At 59.0% G+C, this 18571-nt stretch carries 16 protein-coding genes; 6 read left to right on the top strand and 10 right to left on the bottom strand.

The window, feature by feature from the left end:
- Positions 1 to 58: 58 nt before the first annotated feature.
- The 5 genes from pstB to I9H09_RS00645 all read right to left on the bottom strand — a co-directional run bounded on the left by pstB (position 59) and on the right by I9H09_RS00645 (position 7520).
- Complete coding sequence (gene pstB / locus I9H09_RS00665; RefSeq protein ID WP_005895112.1) at positions 59 to 892, bottom strand: phosphate ABC transporter ATP-binding protein PstB; 834 nt, start codon at positions 890 to 892, stop codon at positions 59 to 61.
- Between the two features lie 62 nt (positions 893 to 954).
- Positions 955 to 2571: a phosphate ABC transporter permease PstA gene (gene pstA / locus I9H09_RS00660; RefSeq protein ID WP_173402280.1), complete on the bottom strand. Its 1617-nt coding sequence runs from the start codon at positions 2569 to 2571 to the stop codon at positions 955 to 957.
- 70 nt (positions 2572 to 2641) lie between these two features.
- Positions 2642 to 4927, bottom strand: a complete 2286-nt coding sequence (locus I9H09_RS00655) for an ABC transporter permease subunit (protein ID WP_183142486.1) — start codon at positions 4925 to 4927, stop codon at positions 2642 to 2644.
- A 137-nt stretch (positions 4928 to 5064) separates the two neighbouring features.
- Positions 5065 to 6066 carry a phosphate ABC transporter substrate-binding protein PstS family protein gene (locus tag I9H09_RS00650; RefSeq protein WP_005895103.1) on the bottom strand — a complete coding sequence of 334 codons (1002 nt, stop codon included), beginning with the start codon at positions 6064 to 6066 and terminating at the stop codon, positions 5065 to 5067.
- A gap of 164 nt (positions 6067 to 6230) precedes the next feature.
- On the bottom strand, positions 6231 to 7520 hold the full coding sequence (locus tag I9H09_RS00645; RefSeq protein ID WP_024669524.1) for an MFS transporter: 1290 nt from the start codon (positions 7518 to 7520) through the stop codon (positions 6231 to 6233).
- 431 nt (positions 7521 to 7951) lie between these two features.
- Here I9H09_RS00645 and I9H09_RS00640 point away from each other — a divergent pair, with 431 nt between their 5' ends.
- Entirely contained in the window at positions 7952 to 8353 is a 402-nt protein-coding gene (locus tag I9H09_RS00640) for an acyl-CoA thioesterase (protein ID WP_005895099.1), read from the top strand.
- Positions 8354 to 8444: 91 nt separating this feature from the next.
- Positions 8445 to 9356 (top strand): D-hexose-6-phosphate mutarotase, encoded by a 912-nt coding sequence (locus tag I9H09_RS00635; RefSeq protein ID WP_122347527.1) that lies wholly within the window; start codon positions 8445 to 8447, stop codon positions 9354 to 9356.
- Positions 9357 to 9370: 14 nt separating this feature from the next.
- On the opposite strand, the gene I9H09_RS00630 is transcribed toward I9H09_RS00635, so the two are convergent.
- The 4 genes from I9H09_RS00630 to purE form a co-directional block, all read right to left on the bottom strand.
- Positions 9371 to 9904: a DUF3299 domain-containing protein gene (locus tag I9H09_RS00630; protein ID WP_122235341.1), complete on the bottom strand. Its 534-nt coding sequence runs from the start codon at positions 9902 to 9904 to the stop codon at positions 9371 to 9373.
- 82 nt (positions 9905 to 9986) lie between these two features.
- Positions 9987 to 10232 (bottom strand): GlsB/YeaQ/YmgE family stress response membrane protein, encoded by a 246-nt coding sequence (locus I9H09_RS00625; RefSeq protein ID WP_003378385.1) that lies wholly within the window; start codon positions 10230 to 10232, stop codon positions 9987 to 9989.
- Between the two features lie 271 nt (positions 10233 to 10503).
- Positions 10504 to 11586, bottom strand: coding sequence for a 5-(carboxyamino)imidazole ribonucleotide synthase (locus tag I9H09_RS00620; protein ID WP_054989362.1), 1083 nt, complete (start codon positions 11584 to 11586; stop codon positions 10504 to 10506).
- A gap of 9 nt (positions 11587 to 11595) precedes the next feature.
- Positions 11596 to 12087 (bottom strand): 5-(carboxyamino)imidazole ribonucleotide mutase, encoded by a 492-nt coding sequence (gene purE / locus I9H09_RS00615; protein ID WP_005895091.1) that lies wholly within the window; start codon positions 12085 to 12087, stop codon positions 11596 to 11598.
- 401 nt (positions 12088 to 12488) lie between these two features.
- Between purE and I9H09_RS00610 the strand changes: the two genes are divergently transcribed.
- Positions 12489 to 13103: a M12 family metallo-peptidase gene (locus tag I9H09_RS00610; RefSeq protein WP_122347528.1), complete on the top strand. Its 615-nt coding sequence runs from the start codon at positions 12489 to 12491 to the stop codon at positions 13101 to 13103.
- Positions 13104 to 13146: 43 nt separating this feature from the next.
- Here I9H09_RS00610 and I9H09_RS00605 read toward each other — a convergent pair whose 3' ends face one another.
- Positions 13147 to 14052 carry a LysR substrate-binding domain-containing protein gene (locus I9H09_RS00605; protein WP_005895087.1) on the bottom strand — a complete coding sequence of 302 codons (906 nt, stop codon included), beginning with the start codon at positions 14050 to 14052 and terminating at the stop codon, positions 13147 to 13149.
- Positions 14053 to 14369: 317 nt separating this feature from the next.
- Here I9H09_RS00605 and aspA point away from each other — a divergent pair, with 317 nt between their 5' ends.
- The 3 genes from aspA (at position 14370) to I9H09_RS00590 (ending at position 18559) form a co-directional block, all read left to right on the top strand.
- Positions 14370 to 15794, top strand: coding sequence for an aspartate ammonia-lyase (gene aspA, locus I9H09_RS00600; RefSeq protein ID WP_003432831.1), 1425 nt, complete (start codon positions 14370 to 14372; stop codon positions 15792 to 15794).
- Positions 15795 to 16075: 281 nt separating this feature from the next.
- Positions 16076 to 17527 (top strand): alanine/glycine:cation symporter family protein, encoded by a 1452-nt coding sequence (locus tag I9H09_RS00595; RefSeq protein WP_005895082.1) that lies wholly within the window; start codon positions 16076 to 16078, stop codon positions 17525 to 17527.
- A 27-nt stretch (positions 17528 to 17554) separates the two neighbouring features.
- Entirely contained in the window at positions 17555 to 18559 is a 1005-nt protein-coding gene (locus I9H09_RS00590) for an asparaginase (protein WP_024669529.1), read from the top strand.
- Positions 18560 to 18571: the final 12 nt, after the last annotated feature.

Raw genomic sequence — 18571 nt, 5'->3', positions numbered from 1 at the left:
GGAACGTCCGGTTTAATTGCGAAAACGCAGCGGTGGTTCAGGTCTGACGAAGCACGTCCTAGCCGTAACGACCGGTGATGTAGTCTTCAGTCTGTTTTTTGGCCGGGTTGGTGAACAAGGTATCTGTATCACCGAACTCGACCAGCTTGCCCATGTACATAAATGCGGTGTAATCCGACACCCGAGCCGCCTGCTGCATGTTGTGGGTAACGATCACAATGGTGTATTTGGATTTCAGTTCGTAGATCAGTTCTTCGACTTTAAGGGTCGAAATCGGGTCGAGTGCCGAACAAGGCTCGTCGAGCAGCAGAACTTCCGGCTCTACGGCGATGGTTCGGGCGATCACCAGACGCTGTTGCTGGCCGCCGGACAAGCCCAGTGCCGACTCGTGCAGCCGGTCCTTGACTTCATCCCACAATGCAGCGGCCTTCAAAGCCCACTCGACAGCTTCGTCGAGCACGCGCTTCTTGTTGATCCCCTGGATACGCAGCCCATAGACCACGTTTTCATAAATCGTCTTGGGGAACGGATTCGGCTTCTGGAACACCATGCCGACGCGGCGGCGCAATTCAGCAACTTCCTCGCCCTTGGTGTAGATGTTGTGACCGTACAGGTTGATCGCGCCTTCAACACGACAGCCATCGACCAGGTCGTTCATGCGATTGAAACTGCGCAGCAACGTTGATTTGCCACAACCGGACGGCCCAATGAACGAGGTCACTTTCTGCTTCGGGATGTTCAGGGCGATATCAAACAGCGCCTGCTTGTCGCCGTAAAACAGATTGAGACCGGGCACTTCGATGGCCACGGTTTCGTCGGCCAGATCCAGGCCTTGTTTGTGACGCCTCAGGGCCGACATGCTCATGCCGCGGGTCGGGCTTTCGTGTTGCATGGATTGCTCCTGTGCGAACCATTCGTTCATCGGGCCACCCTCCTTGAGAGGGGGCACACGGATCAGTTGTCGAGCGCCTTGTACTTTTCCCGCAAGTGATTACGGATGCTGACCGCCGACAGGTTGAGCAAGGCGATCACCAGCACCAGCAGCAATGCAGTGGCATAGACCAGCGGACGCGCCGCCTCGACATTAGGGCTTTGAAAGCCCACGTCGTAAATATGAAACCCCAAATGCATGATCTTCTGATCGAGGTGCAGGTAAGGATAGTTGCCATCCAGCGGCAGCGACGGTGCCAGCTTGACCACACCGACCAGCATCAACGGCGCGACCTCACCGGCTGCACGGGCCACTGCCAGTATCAGGCCGGTCATCATCGCCGGGCTGGCCATCGGCAACACAATCTTCCACAGCGTCTCGGCCTTGGTCGCTCCCAGCGCCAGTGAGCCTTCGCGCAATGACAGCGGAATCCGCGCCAGCCCTTCCTCGGTCGCCACGATCACCACCGGGACCGCCAGCAGCGCCAGTGTCAGCGATGCCCACAACAGCCCTGGCGTACCAAAGGTGGGCGCCGGCAGTGCTTCGGGAAAGAACAGACGGTCCACCGAGCCGCCCAGCACATAGACAAAAAAGCCGAGTCCGAACACGCCATACACAATCGCAGGCACACCGGCGAGGTTGTTCACCGCAATGCGGATCAGCCGGGTAACCGGCCCCTGACGTGCGTACTCGCGCAGGTAGACCGCCGCCAGCACGCCAAACGGCGTCACGATCACGGCCATGATCAAGGTCATCATCACCGTACCGAAGATCGCCGGGAAGATGCCGCCTTCGGTATTGGCTTCGCGGGGGTCTTCGCTGAGAAATTCCCAGAGTTTCTGGAAGTAGAAACCCAGCTTGGCCTGGGTGTCCATCGCGTTGGGCTGGTAGGCGTGCACCACCTTGCCCAGGCTGATTTCAATTGTTTTCCCGTTGGCATCGCGCGCAGTCAGGCTGTCGCGATCAAAGGCTTTATGCAGCCCCTCAAGACGCTCTTCGATAACGTTGTAACGCGCATCCAGCTCGGCGCGCTCTGCTGCCATGTCAGCCTGAGCGGCGGCATCAAGGCTGCCGGCCAGTTCCAGTTTGCGGGCGCGCAATCGCAGACGCTCAATGCCGTGGTTGATGGCGCCAATGTCTTTCTTTTCGAGGCTATACAGCTCGTCGGCGAGCTTTTCGACGCGCTTGATCCGCTCCTGCAGAGTCGGCCAGGCTGCTTCGCCCTCAGCCACGACCCTGCCGTCCTCCTTGACGTTGACCAGGTAGCCGTAGAAGTTGCCCCACTCGCGGCGCTCCAGTGTCATCAATGTTACGGGGCGGCTTTGTTCGGTCAGCCACTCCCCGATTACCCAGGTGAAGTCACTGGGGTTGAGGTCACGGTTGCCGACCTTGAGCAGTTGGCGGGTCATGAACTCCGGCCCTTGATCAGGCACCGGCAGGCCTGCGCTTTTCAGTCGGGCACGCGGCACTTGCTCTTGCTCGACGCGCTCACCGACCAGAACATGGGCTTGCTGACCAGGCACCGCGTATTGCGCGGCTATCAGATCGGAAGGCCAGAAGTGCCCCAGGCCACGCACGGCAATCACCGCCAGCAGGCCAATGGTCATGATGACAGCAATGGCAACGGCACCCGCGCTCATCCAGACGCCGGGGGCGCCGCTTTTGAACCAGTTCTTGAGGGAGTTCCGTTTCACGAACTTCTACCTTCCTTTACAGCGACGAGTATTGCTTGCGCAGGCGCTGACGAATCAGCTCTGCGAGGGTGTTCATCACAAAGGTGAACATCAGCAGCACCAACGCCGCCAGAAACAGCACCCGATAATGACTGCCGCCGACTTCCGACTCCGGCATCTCCACTGCGACGTTGGCGGCGAGGGTACGCATGCCTTCAAACAGGTCCATGTCCATGATCGGGGTATTGCCGGTGGCCATCAGCACAATCATGGTTTCGCCTACTGCGCGCCCCATGCCGATCATCAACGCCGAGAAAATACCCGGGCTGGCAGTCAGGATCACCACCCGCGTGAGTGTCTGCCAAGGTGTCGCGCCCAACGCCAGAGAACCCAGGGTCAGGCTGCGAGGCACACTGAACACGGCGTCTTCGGCAATCGAGTAGATGTTCGGGATGACCGCGAAGCCCATCGCGATACCCACCACCAGCGCATTGCGCTGATCGTAAGTGATGCCCAGTTCCTCGCGAATCCACATGCTCATGTCGCCGCCGAAAAACCAGCTTTCCAGATGCGGGCTCATGCTCAGCGAGAACCAGCCGACCAACAGCACCACCGGGATCAGAATCGCGCCTTCCCAGCCATCCGGAACACCCAGACGAATGGAGTCAGGCAGACGGGCCCAGCAAAACCCTGCCAGCAGAATCCCTATCGGCGTAAGCAGCAGCAGGCTGAAAATTCCCGGCAGGTGGCCTTCCAGATAAGGCGCCAGAAACAGTCCGGCGAAAAAGCCGAGAATCACAGTCGGCATCGCCTCCATCAGCTCGATCACCGGCTTGACCTTGCGGCGCATGCCCGGGGCCATGAAATAGGCGGTGTAGATGGCCGCTGCAACGGCCAGAGGCGCGGCCAGCAACATGGCGTAGAACGCAGCTTTCAGGGTGCCGTAGGTCAACGGCGCCAGGCTCAGCTTGGGCTCGAAATCGGAATTGGACGCGGTGGATTGCCAGACGTATTTGGGCTCGTCGTAATTCTCGTACCAGACCTTGCCCCACAGTGAACTCCACGACACTTCGGGGTGCGGGTTATCCAGCGCCAGCGGCAACAGCTTGCCCGAGCTTTCGATCAGAATATGATTGGCGCGTGGCGACATCGCCAGAATTCCGGGGCCCTCTGCGACCTTCTCGACCAGCAGTGTGCGGTGAGCCGTGCTGTGGAACACGCCCAGCCTGCCCGAGGTGTCCAGCGCGATAAACCCTTTGCGACGCTGCTCGGCCTTGATCTGATCGATCGGGGCGCTACTCATCTTGAAATCACGGATGCGCATGAGGCGCTGTTCGCCATCCGTATCACGGGCCATGAACCACTGGGCCATGCGGCCTCTGGAGTCGCCGATGATCAGCGAAATACCGCCCACCAACTGGGCACTGGCAGTGATCTCGGCAGTACCGTCTTCCAGCAACTTGTAACGACCGTTTAGGGAATGATCCCGCAGACTGAACACATCGGCCTGCGCCCGGCCATTGATGACATACAGCCAATGCTGGCGTGGGTCGATATAGATCGCCTTGATGACAGCGGAGGTCTGCGGCAACTCGATGCGCGTCTGCTCGCGGGTCATCTCGCCGGTCAACAGGTTTTCTTTTTGCGCGAGCGACATGACATGCAACTGAGTGCCGGTGGAACCTGCCACTTTCAGGCTGTCCGCATCCGCACTGACCGTCACATGCTCGACCGCACGCCCCGCCTCATCCAGCACCAGCGGCGCCTCGCCGTAGGGCCAGGCGATGCTCGGGGTGATGGTTTTCTGATTGTCCGGGTAGGTGGTCAGATAAGAATGCCTGAATATCAGCACCTGCCCGTTTGACAGGCCCAAGGCGATCAGCGGCGCCCCCGGTTGATCCTTGCCGATGGAAGCGACGGACACGCCGGCAGGGAGCGGCAAGGCCACGCGATGCAGTTCGGTGCCGTCCTTGATATTGAAGAAGATCACCTCGCCCTTGTCGGAGATGCGCATACCGATCAGGTTCTGCTCTTCAATCGTGATCAACAGCGGCTTGCCGGCGTCCTGCATCCAGCCAGCATTAAGTGCAGGCTCGGTGGTCAGGCTTGCACCCTTGAACAGCGGCGCAACGACGTAGGCCAGATAGAAGAAGATCAGGGTGATGGCTGCCAGCACGGCCAGGCCGCCAATAGCGACATACCAGTGGGTCAGGCGATCCTTGAATGCACGAACACGACGCTTGCGCAGCATCGCAGGCGTGTTGAAATCGATCCGCTCGGGAGGCGAACTCTGATTCATCGAGGATTTGAACAGCTCATTCATGCGCACACACCGTAACCGCCTTGTATGACAAAAAAATTACAGCAAGGTGACGCAAGAAAGCCCGCTGCCCGATAGAACCGGCAGCGGACTGTTCAAATTGTGCGCAGGCCAGTCCATTTAGCCTCGCTGAATCAGGATTATCTGGCCATCACATCACTCGTACCTTGCGACAGACCGAGTTCGGTCATGGTCCTTTCCACCACTCGGGCAGGCAGCGGGATGTAGCCGTCTTTCATCACCACTTCCTGGCCCTGCCTGGACAGCACCAGTTTGATAAATTCTGCCTCCAGTGGCGCCAAAGGCTGGTTGGGCGCCTTGTTCACATAGACGTACAGAAAGCGCGACAGCGGATAAGTGCCGTTCAGGGTATTGGCTTCGTTGTCTTCGACAAACTCGCCACCCTCCTTCCTCGCCAAGGGTACGGTTCTGACGTTGGAAGTCTTGTAGCCGATACCCGAGTAGCCAATGCTGTTAAGCGAATTGCTGATGGAGCTGACCACCGAAGCCGAGCCGGGCTGTTCATTGACGTTGGCTTTGAAGTCGCCCTTGCACAGGGCTTCTTCCTTGAAATAACCGTAAGTGCCTGACACCGAATTGCGACCAAACAGCTGGATCGGCTTGCCTGCCAGATCGCCGGTCACCCCCACGTCACCCCAGGTCTTCGCATCAGCTCTTGCCCCACACAGCCGGGTTACAGAGAAAATCGCGTCCACTTGCTCCAGGGTCAGGCCCTTTATGGGGTTGTCCTTGTGGACGAACACTGCAAGTGCATCCACCGCGACCGGGATGGCCGTCGGTTTGTAGCCGTGTTTCTGCTCGAAAGCCGACAGCTCTCCGTCTTTCATCTTGCGGCTCATCGGCCCTAGATTGGCGGTGCCTTCGGTCAATGCAGGCGGGGCCGTAGAGGAGCCAGCCGCCTGAATCTGGATATTCACGCTCGGGTATTCCTTCTTGTAGGCCTCGGCCCACAGGGTCATGAGGTTGGCCAGAGTGTCCGAGCCGACACTGGACAGGTTGCCCGACACACCGGAGGTCTTGGTATAACCCTTGATGGCAGGATCGACGGCAGCGAACGCATTGGCTGCCGATACTGCGGCGGTCACCAGTGTCAGTGCTGTCATCAAACGCTTGAATGTCATGCCTTGCGCTCCTGGCAGGGTGTGTCGGTGCTCACCAGCCTCGCCGGCCAGCGTGTGACCACTGTATGAATTGATTATGACAAAAAGATGAAAAGGCCGTCCCATCAACAAAGGGACAGCCTTTTCTATATTGCCACGCAGGCCGTTATTTCAGACCGGTACAATCAACGCTTTCTGGCCAGCAGGAACACGCCGATGGCCATGCCCAGGCCACACAGAATCGCGACATACCAGGCCGGCCCCATCGGGCTGCTTTTAAGCATGAACGTCACGACCATCGGCGTCAGGCCACCGAAAATGGCATACGCAAGGTTGTAGGAGAACGACAACCCGGAAAAGCGCACAACCGGCGGGAAGGCCTTGACCATCACGTAGGGCACTGCACCAATGGTGCCGACAAACAGGCCGGTCACTGCGTACAGCGGAAACAGCACCTCAGGGTGACTGCCGAGGACGTGATAGAACGTCCAGGAGCTGACCAGCAGCCCGGCACTGCCCAGCAGAAACACCCAGCCGGCCCCGAAGCGATCAGCCAGTGCGCCCGCCGCGATGCAGCCGATGCTGAGGAAGACGATTGCCAGGCTGTTGGCCTTTAATGCGGTGGCCGCCGGAAAGCCATAAATGGTCTGCAGGATGGTCGGCGTCATCAGGATCACAACGATGATGCCGGCCGACAGCAGCCAGGTCATCAACATCGACAGTGCTACGGCACCGCGATGATCACGCAAAACCGCCTTGAGCGGCACCTCTTCGGCCAGAGCCTTGCGCAGTTGCAGTTCGGCAAATACCGGTGTCTCGTGCAGCAGGCGGCGCAGGTAAACCGACATCAGGCCGAAGACCCCGCCCAGCAGAAAAGGAATACGCCATGCGTAGTCGGACACTTCAACCGGGGTATAGATGCTGTTGATCGCGGTAGCCACCAGCGAGCCCAGCAAGATGCCCGCTGTCAGGCCGGCAGTCAGCGTGCCGCAGGCATAGCCGACGCGACGGGACGGCACATGTTCGGACACAAATACCCAGGCGCCCGGTACTTCACCACCGATGGCAGCGCCCTGAATGACCCGCATCAACAGCAGCAGGATGGGTGCCCACATGCCGATCTGCGCGTAGGTCGGCAGCAAGCCCATGATCAGAGTAGGCACGGCCATCATGAAAATGCTCAGGGTGAACATCTTTTTGCGCCCCAGCAGATCGCCGAAGTGCGCCATGATAATGCCGCCCAGCGGCCTTGCCAGATAACCGGCGGCAAAAATGCCGAACGTCTGCATCATGCGCAGCCAGTCAGGCATGTCCACCGGGAAAAACAGCTTCCCGACCACCGCCGCGAAAAACACGAAAATGATGAAGTCGTAAAACTCCAGCGCGCCACCCAGAGCAGACAGCGACAGGGTTTTATAATCACTGCGGGTCAATGGCCGCGCAGGTTGCGTGGAACTTGGAGGAACAGGGGACATGACAAGGCTTCTCTTTGCTTGTTCTTTGATAGGGCATGCGACAGCTGCGCTGGCTGCTGCGGGGTGGCGTGCAGAAGCGATTGTCCGGAGCAATTGTGCAGATAGGCACCAAAATTGCGTGTACAGGCAGTCTTGTTACCTGTAGAGGTCCAGCACGATAGCAAATTGATTCGAAAAACACATGGCAAGAACGGTTCAAGTACGAAATGAAAACCCGGTAGTCGTTCTATGACGCTACGCCCGATATACTCCCGGGTCGTCAGCCGCTCTGGGAAGTTGTGCGAAAACGCCTGAATCAGGGGGTTTCGCAGAGTTTCCCTTAAAGGCCACACCCGTGCTGAACACACAATGTTCATGCTCGGGGTGTTGAATGGCCCCCTGTTAACCGCGGCATACAATAATGAGAGTCATGGGTCAGAGGCACCCTAGGCATGATCGAGCTCGAACAAGAAGATCCAACTCCGCAAGGTGACCTTGCACTGCAAATTACCGCCCTTCCCCGCGAAACCAATGGCTTTGGCGACATCTTCGGCGGCTGGCTGGTGTCTCAGATGGACCTGGCAGGCACCGCAATGGCCAGCAAAGTGGCTGGAGGGCGTGTCGCCACCGTTGCGATTGACCGCATGGCGTTTCTGGTGCCTGTGGCTGTCGGCGAGCAGCTGTCCTTTTACACCCGCACCCTTGAAGTGGGGCGTACCTCGATCAAGATGATGGTCGAAGTGTGGAGCGATGACCCAGTCACCAGCGAGTGGCGCAAGGTAACAGAGGCAGCCTTCGTGTTTGTGGCCATAGACGCCAGCGGCCGGACACGCTCGGTTCCCGCGCGGCGGTAAATCATCGTTCGGCTAGAGATTGGCTGCACGGGTAAACTCATCGAACGTGGAGCGGTCTATTTTCGTCACGGTCCTTGAGTGAGAACTTTGCATGCCAACATCCCCCGTTGAACCCTCTGTTGAATCCGTTCAGTACGATGAGCTTAATTGCTGGCGCATCCGCCACGGTGAAGCTGAACTGCTGGTCGCTCAGCAAGGCGCACATATTCTCAGCTATCAAGTGGCCGGACAGCCGCCGCTGGTGTGGCTGAATGAAGAAGCTGTGTTCAAGAAAGGCAAACCGATTCGCGCAGGCATGCCCATCTGCTGGCCGTGGTTCGGCAATCTCGAACGCAACCCGCAAAGCGTGCAGGCCATGCGCGGCAGCAGTGAGCCCGCCAAGGCCCACGGCGAAGTACGCGCGCTGGATTGGCAACTGCTGGGTATTGGCGAAGATGGCGATGCGCTGCTGGTGGAGTTTGTCCTGCCCGAAGCCGAAGGCCACCTGCCGGGCTGGCCGCACAACGTCGCCCTCAAACTGAGCATCCGCCTCGACCACGCCCTGAATGTCAGCCTGGTCAGCTATAACTGCGGCACAGAACCCGTCACCCTTAGCCAGGCGCTGCACACCTACTTCGCCGTCAGCGACATACGCCAGGTCAGCGTCGAAGGGCTGGACGGCCTGAACTACGTCGACACTCTGGAAAACTGGGAAGAGCGCGAACAAGCCGGAGACCTGACATTCACAGGCGAAACCGACCGCATCTACAAGGACACGCCGGGCGTGCTCAGCATCGTCGACCCAGAGTGGCAGCGACGCATCCATGTTCGCAGCCTTGGTTCGAAATCAGCCATTGTGTGGAACCCGTGGGTCGAGAAAACCGCCAGGTTCACCGACATGGCGGCGGACGGCTGGCAGCGCATGGTCTGCGTTGAAACCGCCAACGTACTGGACGACGTAGTGACGCTTGCGCCGGACCAGATGCATGTACTGGGTGTGAGTATCTGGAGCGAGGCGCTCTGATCAAAACCTGGCCATCAAAGGTCCGACTCGACCACCACGCGGACCTTTGATGCATCCATCGCGTACGCAGCGTCGGCCAGGTCGTTATTGACCTTCTCGATCTTCAGCGTGCCTTCGACCCACAGCGGGGTGTAGATGTCATCCAGCTTCAGCCCCTTGGGGTAACGCACCAGTACCAGCTGGTTGGGCGGCGGTGGCGGAACGTGGATGCAGGCACCTGGATAAGGCACAAGGAAAAACAACGTGCTGTGCCCTTTGGCGTCGGTTTCGAGGGGGACAGGATAACCGCCAAGGCGAATGGCCTTGTTATTCATGGCAAGGACGGTCTTGGTCGAATACATGACCGCAGGCAAACCTTTGCTTTGTTTCAAGCCACCCTTGCTGTCGAACGTGCCCATGGCTTCCGGAGAGTTATGGTCAATCTCGGGCATGGCTTCGAGGGCTTTTTGATCCGACTTGGGCATCAGCTCAAGCCAGTCTGTCTCCGGCAATTGCGCGTGTGCAAGCCCGGATACCAGCAGAAGAGTCATCAACAGATAGCGACGCATGATAAAGCTCGGCAATGGGGAAAGAGTTGCCGCGCATTCTAGCCCTCTGCGCTGTGCAGAACAGAGGGCTGAACATTAAACGTTATTTCTTTTTGATCATGCCGTAGATAACCAGCAGGATGATTGCGCCGACCAGCGCGCCCAGGAAACCTGCGCCCTCGCCTGCATGGTAGATACCCAGTGCCTGGCCGCCATAGGTGGCTGCGAGTGAACCGGCGATACCCAGTACGATGGTCATGATCCAGCCCATGCTGTCATCGCCCGGCTTCAGGAAGCGAGCCAACAGACCAACGATCAGGCCGATAAAGATGGTTCCAATGATACCCATGCCATTTCCCTCTGTATTAAGTGAACATGCCAGAGCCTAAAGCAGCCCTGACCTAATGCTATCTGAGAACAGTGACAGGGAATGGTTCCGGCGAAATCGCGAGTTGGGGTCGAGGTGGAAAATTCTTCATGAATGGTGGGGCTGAACCGATCAAAAGCTGAACGCAAAGGGTTGGCACGACAGTTAAAAAACTCGTTCCGCATGCTCCAGCGTGGGAATGCAGTTCACGATGCTCTGCGTCGCAAGGGGACGCAGAGCATCGGCACGAGCGTTATGGTTTGATCAGCGCTTCGACCTGTTTCACCTGCCGATCCAGCGTGGCACGGTCGGCACTGCGAACAGTGGCGTGACCCACTTTGCGGCCAGCCTTGAACGCCTTGCCGTAGTGGTGCAGGTGACAATCCTCGACAGCAATGACCTTTTCCACCGCCGGCACTTCGCCGATGAAGTTGAGCATGGCGCTCTCGCCGACCTTGGCCGTCGAACCCAGCGGCAAGCCGGCAACCGCCCGCAGGTGGTTTTCGAACTGGCTGCACTCGGCGCCTTCGGTTGTCCAGTGGCCGGAGTTGTGCACACGGGGTGCAATCTCGTTGGCTTTCAGGCCACCGTCGACCTCGAAGAATTCGAAGGCCAGCACACCGACGTAATCCAGCTGCTTCAGGACTCGACCAGCGTAGTCTTCGGCAAGGGCTTGCAACGGGTGATCGGTGCTGGCAACGGACAGACGCAGGATGCCGTTGTCATGCGTGTTGTGAACCAGCGGGTAGAAACGGGTCTCGCCATCGCGTGCGCGAACGGCGATCAACGACACTTCCCCCGTGAACGGCACGAAGCCTTCCAGCAGGCAAGGTACGCTGCCCAGTTCCGCGAACGTACCGACCACATCGGCTGCAGAACGCAGAACCTTCTGGCCCTTGCCGTCATAGCCCAGGGTACGGGTTTTCAGAACGGCTGGCAGCCCGATACTGGCCACTGCGGCATCCAGATCAGCCTGCGACTGGATGTCAGCAAATGCCGGTGTCGGAATGCCCAGATCCTTGAACATGCTTTTCTCGAACCAGCGGTCGCGCGCGATACGCAACGCTTCGGCGCTCGGATAGACCGGCACGAACTGCGACAGGAACGCGACCGTTTCAGCCGGGACGCTTTCAAATTCAAACGTCACCAGATCGACTTCATCAGCCAGTTGACGCAGATGATCCAGATCGCCGTAATCGGCACGCAGATGCTCGCCCAGCGCAGCTGCACAGGCATCCGGAGCAGGATCGAGAAAGGCGAAGTTCATGCCCAGTGGCGTACCTGCCAGGGCCAACATGCGGCCGAGCTGGCCGCCACCGATTACACCGATCTTCATGGAAAAACCTCAGGCGTGGCGCGGGTCTGGATTGTCCAGGACGCTGTCTGTCTGCTCAGTGCGGAATTTCTTCAGCGCTGCGTGAAATTGAGGATGCTTTGCACCAAGGATGCTCGCCGACAGCAGTGCTGCGTTGATCGCGCCCGCTTTGCCGATGGCCAGCGTAGCCACCGGAATGCCGGCTGGCATCTGCACGATGGACAACAGCGAATCGACACCCGATAGCATGGAAGACTGCACCGGAACGCCCAGCACCGGCAGGTGAGTCTTGGCCGCGCACATGCCCGGCAAGTGAGCGGCACCACCGGCACCTGCGATGATCACTTCAATGCCTCGGCTTTCCGCTTCGTCGGCATACTGGAACAGCAGGTCCGGCGTGCGGTGGGCTGACACCACTTTGACTTCGTAAGGGATGCCGAGCTTTTCCAGCATATCGGCGGTGTGGCTAAGGGTGGACCAATCGGACTTGGAGCCCATGATCACGCCAACCAGTGCGCTCATCGTCGTGCCTCTCATCGGGCGCCCGCAGGCGCGTCTTAAAACAACAAGCCACGCGGGGGAACCGGCGTGGCTTGTTGTACGAATAGTGACCGATTTAGCCGGCCAAAGGCCGCGCAGTATACCGCAAAGTGGTGCGTTTAAAGCACCTCGGATCACCTTCCGTCAGCGGCAATGCCGGGCAGGGGCGCAAGCATTGGCTGCAGTCGGTATGCGAGCCTGATAACTACCAGGGTGAAACCGAAGATTCGTCGCGCAGGCGTTGCGTCTTACATCACGAGAATCCTTGTCCTGCTTATCGAAGCAGCCTGTGCGACTGTCAGCGCTGGTCAGCGTTTGTTTAACTGTTTCCACGACATTGAAGTCGCCTTTTTGACCTGACTCTCAAGGATGAGAACGTACACATGCAAAAAAATCTGAACATCTTGCTGACCCTGGCAATCTTTCTTTACCTGCCGTTTGCCAGCGCGGATGAACCCAATCTGGGCCTCTTTGTGATCATGCACGATCAGCTGACACAGCGTGAACGCGCCGAACTGAAAGACAGCTACCTGCCCTCCCTGCTCGCCCAATTACACGACATCACCGGCCGCAGGACGACCGTCACATTTATCAAGGATGAGCCCGGCCTTACAAACTTCCACTATCGCGGGGACAACCTGGAAAAACTGCTCTACACGTTGTTCCAGGCGAGTATCGAATACGCGAACGCCAAGAACCTGCCGCGCCCCTCGGAGCGGCATAAATACGTGCTGGTGACGTCCAATAAAATCAATGGCGTGACACATGGCGTCGCGGCAACAAACTATCACGTCGCCGTGACGTCCCTTAAAGACGACAACACGCTGGCACACGAGGTAGGCCACCTGTTTGGCGCTGAACATGAAGATGCTACGGGTTTCCCCTGCCAGACCATCATGTGGGGGAACGCCAGCACCTCGATCATCCCCTGTCATTACTTCAGCAAAGCCAACAAGGCGCTGATTCGCAGTTATGTAGCCAAGCTGGCTGTTCGCTAGGCAATCGGCCTGGCGTGAAGTACCGCGCCAGCCCCCTCATGCCTCATTCAGAAGAAGCGGCGCTTTCCAGCTTGCGCCACAGCAGGCGCACATTGGCCTTGCGCACCAGTGCGCAACGGTAAAGCCTGATCTCCAGCGGCACATGCCATTGCGGTCCGCCACACACCACCAGCTCACCGCGTGCGAGCTCGGCGCGCACACTCAGATGCGGCACCCAGGCGATGCCCAGCCCTTCAAGCGCCATGCTTTTCAGGCTGTCTGCCATCGCCGTCTCATACACCGTCGTGAAGCGCAGATTGCGCTGGCGCAGCAACAGATTCACCGAGCGCCCGAGAAAGGCTCCCGCGCTATAGGCGAGCAGCGGCACGCTCGCCTCGCCTTCCATATCGAACAAGGGCCGGCCATTGGCATCGGCGGCACACACCGGCAGCATTTCGGTATGCCCCAAATGCAGCGAAGGGAAGATCTCAGCGTCCATCTGCAGCGCCGCGTCGGGGTCGTAGAATGCCAGCATGAGGTCGCATCCCCCTTCGCGCAACGCATGCACAGCGTCCCCGACATTGGTGGCGACCAGTCGCGTCGCAATGTTCAGGCCTTCGTTGCGCAACTGGGCGATCCAGCGCGGGAAGAATCCGAGCGCCAGGGAGTGAGCTGCCGCCACCTGCATGACTTCGCCCTGACCACCCTCAAGATGATGCAGGTGGCGCACCACTTCGCCCAGTTGCTCGATTACCGTACGCGCCGTGACCAGAAACAGCTGCCCGGCTGCAGTCAACTCGATCGGTGTGCGTGTGCGGTTGACCAGCGTGAGCCCCAGCGCAGCCTCGAGACTACGGATACGTCGACTGAACGCGGGCTGAGTCACGAAGCGGCGATCGGCCGCCTGGGAAAAGCTGCGAGTGGCCGCCAGGGCGCTGAAATCCTCCAGCCATTTGCTTTCCAGATTCATCAGGTCCTCCCGGACAATGGATGACTGCCTCGACAGGCGACTGCGCATGCCCTGCAAGCACCGGTTTGAAGCGACTTCGATGGGACGTCCGGTAACGCAGTGCAGATACATGACCTGACCATCACCCGACGACATTGAACCGCAAACCAGGTGCGACATTTTGCCCTCTTTACGCTACGAGAGGAATCCAGGTCACACACCCATTATGCCGTTATTGCATAGGCCAGCGTTTAACAGCATTGGTCAAGCCGGAACGGCAGGCCCACTATTCGTGGCGTTCCGGCATTGTCCGTGCCTTTTTTGAGACTCTTCTTATCATGTCCTCGCCTGCATCATCGCGCATCGAAAAAGACCTGCTTGGTGTTCTCGAAGTACCTGCCAACGCTTATTACGGCATTCAGACTCTGCGGGCAGTGAACAACTTCCACCTTTCGGGTGTGCCGCTGTCGCATTACCCGAAACTGGTGGTGGCGCTGGCCATGGTCAAACAGGCTGCAGCGGATGCAAACCATCAGCTGGGACACCTCAATGACGCCAAGCATGCGGCCATCAGCGAGGCCTGTGCCCGTCTGATTCGCGGCGACTTCCACGATCAGTTCGTGGTCGACATGATTCAAGGCGGCGCCGGCACTTCAACCAACATGAATGCCAACGAAGTCATCGCTAATATTGCGCTGGAAACCATGGGTTTCGAGAAGGGTGAATACAAACACCTGCACCCGAACAACGACGTGAACATGGCGCAATCGACCAACGACGCCTACCCGACCGCGATCCGCCTGGGCCTGCTGCTGGGCCACGACGCGCTGCTTGCCAGCCTTTCCAGCCTGATTCAGGCGTTTGCCGCCAAGGGCGAAGAATTCAACCATGTGCTGAAAATGGGTCGTACCCAGTTGCAGGACGCAGTTCCGATGACCCTGGGTCAGGAATTCCGCGCCTTCGCCACCACCCTGACAGAAGACCTCAATCGCCTGCGCAGCCTGGCACCCGAGCTGCTGACTGAGGTCAACCTCGGCGGCACCGCCATCGGCACCGGCATCAATGCAGACCCTGGCTACCAGAAACTCGCTGTCGACCGTCTGGCGCTGATCAGCGGCCAGCCGCTGGTTCCGGCTGCCGACCTGATCGAAGCGACTTCCGACATGGGCGCGTTCGTGCTGTTCTCCGGCATGCTCAAGCGCACCGCAGTCAAGCTGTCGAAGATCTGCAACGACCTGCGCCTGCTGTCCAGTGGCCCGCGCACCGGCATCAACGAAATCAACCTGCCAGCGCGTCAACCCGGCAGCTCGATCATGCCCGGCAAGGTCAACCCGGTGATTCCGGAAGCAGTCAATCAGGTGGCCTTCGAGATCATCGGCAACGACCTGTCGCTGACCATGGCAGCCGAAGGTGGCCAGTTGCAGCTCAACGTCATGGAGCCGCTGATCGCCTACAAGATTTTCGATTCGATCCGCCTGCTGCAACGCGCCATGGACATGCTGCGCGAGCATTGCATCGTCGGTATTACCGCCAACGAACAGCGCTGCCGCGAACTGGTCGAGCACTCGATTGGTCTGGTCACCGCGCTTAACCCGTACATCGGTTATGAAAACTCGACCCGTATCGCCCGTATTGCGCTGGAAACCGGCCGTGGCGTACTCGAACTGGTCCGCGAAGAAGGCCTGCTCGACGATGCCATGCTCGACGACATCCTGCGTCCGGAAAACATGATCGCCCCTCGTCTGGCCCCGTTGAAGGCCTGACAGGAATGAGCTGCGCAACCTGCTCACCAGATTGAGGGCCTAGACACCCCTCAATTTTTTGAGGGTCTGGAAGTGATTCTCCAGGCCCTTTTTTTTGCCTCCGGCACAGGACTCAGATATTGGATCCAGAGCCTTAGGTCCCTTATTTCTGCGGCATAATTCGCAGGAATATTCATTCAGTGTCGCGAATGAAGAATCAGCCTCACAAGAACGCGACTACAGACGTAAAAACTTTGCACCGGTATAGTGCGCCCCCTCAAAAGTAGCGAGGAATAACAAAAATGTTGGAAATGATTAACGACTTTCTCTCCGGTAAGGTACTGATCGTACTTATCGTTGGCCTGGGTAGTTACTTCACGATCCGCTCGCGTTTCGTCCAGTTTCGACACTTTTTCCACATGTTCTCGGTTTTTCGCGACAGTCTGCGCAGTAGCGCCGGCCAGCTGAGTTCGTTTCAGGCCCTGATGCTCAGTCTTGCGGGCCGCGTCGGTGCGGGCAACATTGCAGGCGTCGGCATTGCCGTGACGCTCGGTGGCCCGGGTGCTGTGTTCTGGATGTGGGTCACCGCATTGGTCGGCATGTCCAGCAGCTTCATCGAGTGTTCGCTTGCGCAGCTCTACAAGCGCAAGGATTCCGAGGGCCAGTTTCGTGGCGGTCCGGCGTATTACATCCAGCACGGCCTGGGTAAACGCTGGCTGGGTATGGTCATGGCCGTATTGCTGCTGGTGACCTTCGGTTTCGCCTTCAACGGCCTGCAATCCCACGCAGTGACGGACTCGTTGAAAAGCGCATTCAACATCGACACCACGACCACCGGCCTGTGCCTGGTTGTGCTGCTCGGCCTGGCCTTCATCGGCGGCATCAAGCGTATCGCGGCTATTTCCGATCTGCTGGTTCCGGTCAAGACCCTGATCTACATCGCAGTCACCATCTACGTCATCGTTCTGCAGATCGATCACGTTCCAGCCATGCTGATGACCATCGTCCGAAGCGCCTTCGGCATTGATCCAGTGTTTGGCGGCCTGATCGGCAGCGCGATCGTGATGGGCGTCAAGCGCGGCGTCTTCGCCAACGAAGCTGGCCTGGGCAGCGCGCCCAACGTAGCTGCTGTGGCGCACGTAGAACACCCAGTGGCGCAGGGTGTGGTTCAGGCGTTCAGCGTGTTCCTCGACACTTTCGTCATCTGCACCTGCACCGCCCTGCTGATCCTGCTGTCGGGTATCTACGACATCGGTTATGACGGCAACGGCATCGTACTGGCGCAAAACTCGCTGGCCGCAGTGGTCGGTGACTGGGGTCGAATCTTCATCAGCGTGGCGCTGGCGCTGTTCGTCTTCACCTCGATTCTCTACAACTACTACCTGGGCGAAAACAGCCTGCGGTTTTTGTTTGGCGAGAAGCTCAAGGCCATCGTGCTTTACCGTATCGCGGTTCTGGCACTGATCCTGTGGGGTGCCGTGGTCGATCTGAAAGACGTGCTGGCCTTTGCAGACATCACCATGACCATGCTGGCGTTCGTCAACCTGATTGCGTTGGCCATGCTGTTCAAAGTCGTCAAGCGCATCCTCAACGACTACGATGCTCAGCGCCGTGCGGGCGTCAAGACGCCGGTGTTCGACTCCAGTCAGTTCCCGGACCTGGACCTGGACCGCAACGCATGGCCGGCCAACCCGACCCGCCAGTCGACACACGACGCCGAAATGGCCGCCAAGCCGGCGCCTGAAGCACGATAAAACGCGACGTTACGCCGGAGAAGAACCATGACTCTTGATGCACATAAACCCGCTCGACGCGTGATGGTTCTTTACACCGGCGGCACCATCGGCATGCAAGCCAGCGCCAACGGCCTGGCTCCCGCTTCGGGGTTCGAGGCGCGGATGGCCGGGCAACTGGCAGAGCACCCTGAACTGGTCGTACCGCAGTGGCACTTTCGCGAGATGTCGCCACTGATCGACAGCGCCAACATGACGCCAGCCTACTGGCTGCGCCTGCGGGACGCGGTGATCGAGGCGGTGGATGTCGACGGTTGCGATGCGGTGCTGGTACTGCACGGCACCGACACCCTGGCCTACAGCGCTGCGGCCATGTGCTTCCAGCTGCTGGGGTTCGACGCCCCGGTGGTGTTCACGGGTTCGATGCTGCCTGCCGGTGTGCAGGACAGCGATGCTTGGGAAAACGTCAATGGCGCCCTGCTCGCGCTGGGCTCAGGCCTGGTTTCCGGCGTGCAGCTGTACTTCCACGGACAACTGATGGCGCCCACCCGCTGCGCGAAAATCCGCAGCTTCGGGCGTCAGCCGTTTGCGCCCCTGCAACGCTCGCGCGGTGGTTTCTCCGCCGTTTCGCTACCGGATGCGCTAGATTACCGTCAGCCCAGAACGCTGGCCAATGTCGCGGTGCTGCCATTATTCCCCGGGATTGGCGCTGCGCAGCTCGACGGCCTGATCAACAGCGGTATTCAGGGCCTGGTGCTCGAATGCTTCGGCAACGGCACAGGGCCGAGCGACGATCCGCAATTCATTGCCAGTCTGGAAAACGCGCGCGCGCACGGCATCTGCGTGGTCGCGATCACTCAATGCCACGAAGGCGGTGTCGAGCTGGACGTGTATGAAGCGGGTAGCCGCCTGCGCAGCGCAGGCGTGCTTTCCGGGGGTGGCATGACCCGTGAGGCGGCGCTGGGCAAGTTGCATGCATTGCTTGGCGCAGGCCTGTCGACCGAGGACGTTCGCCGCCTGGTCGAACTGGATCTGTGTGGCGAGTTGCGTTAAGCCGCTGTAGCG

The sequence above is a fragment of the Pseudomonas tremae genome (genome assembly GCF_023278125.1).
In the GTDB taxonomy this organism is placed as follows: Bacteria; Pseudomonadota; Gammaproteobacteria; order Pseudomonadales; family Pseudomonadaceae; genus Aquipseudomonas; species Aquipseudomonas tremae.
This window is presented reverse-complemented; position numbering and strand designations above follow the sequence as displayed.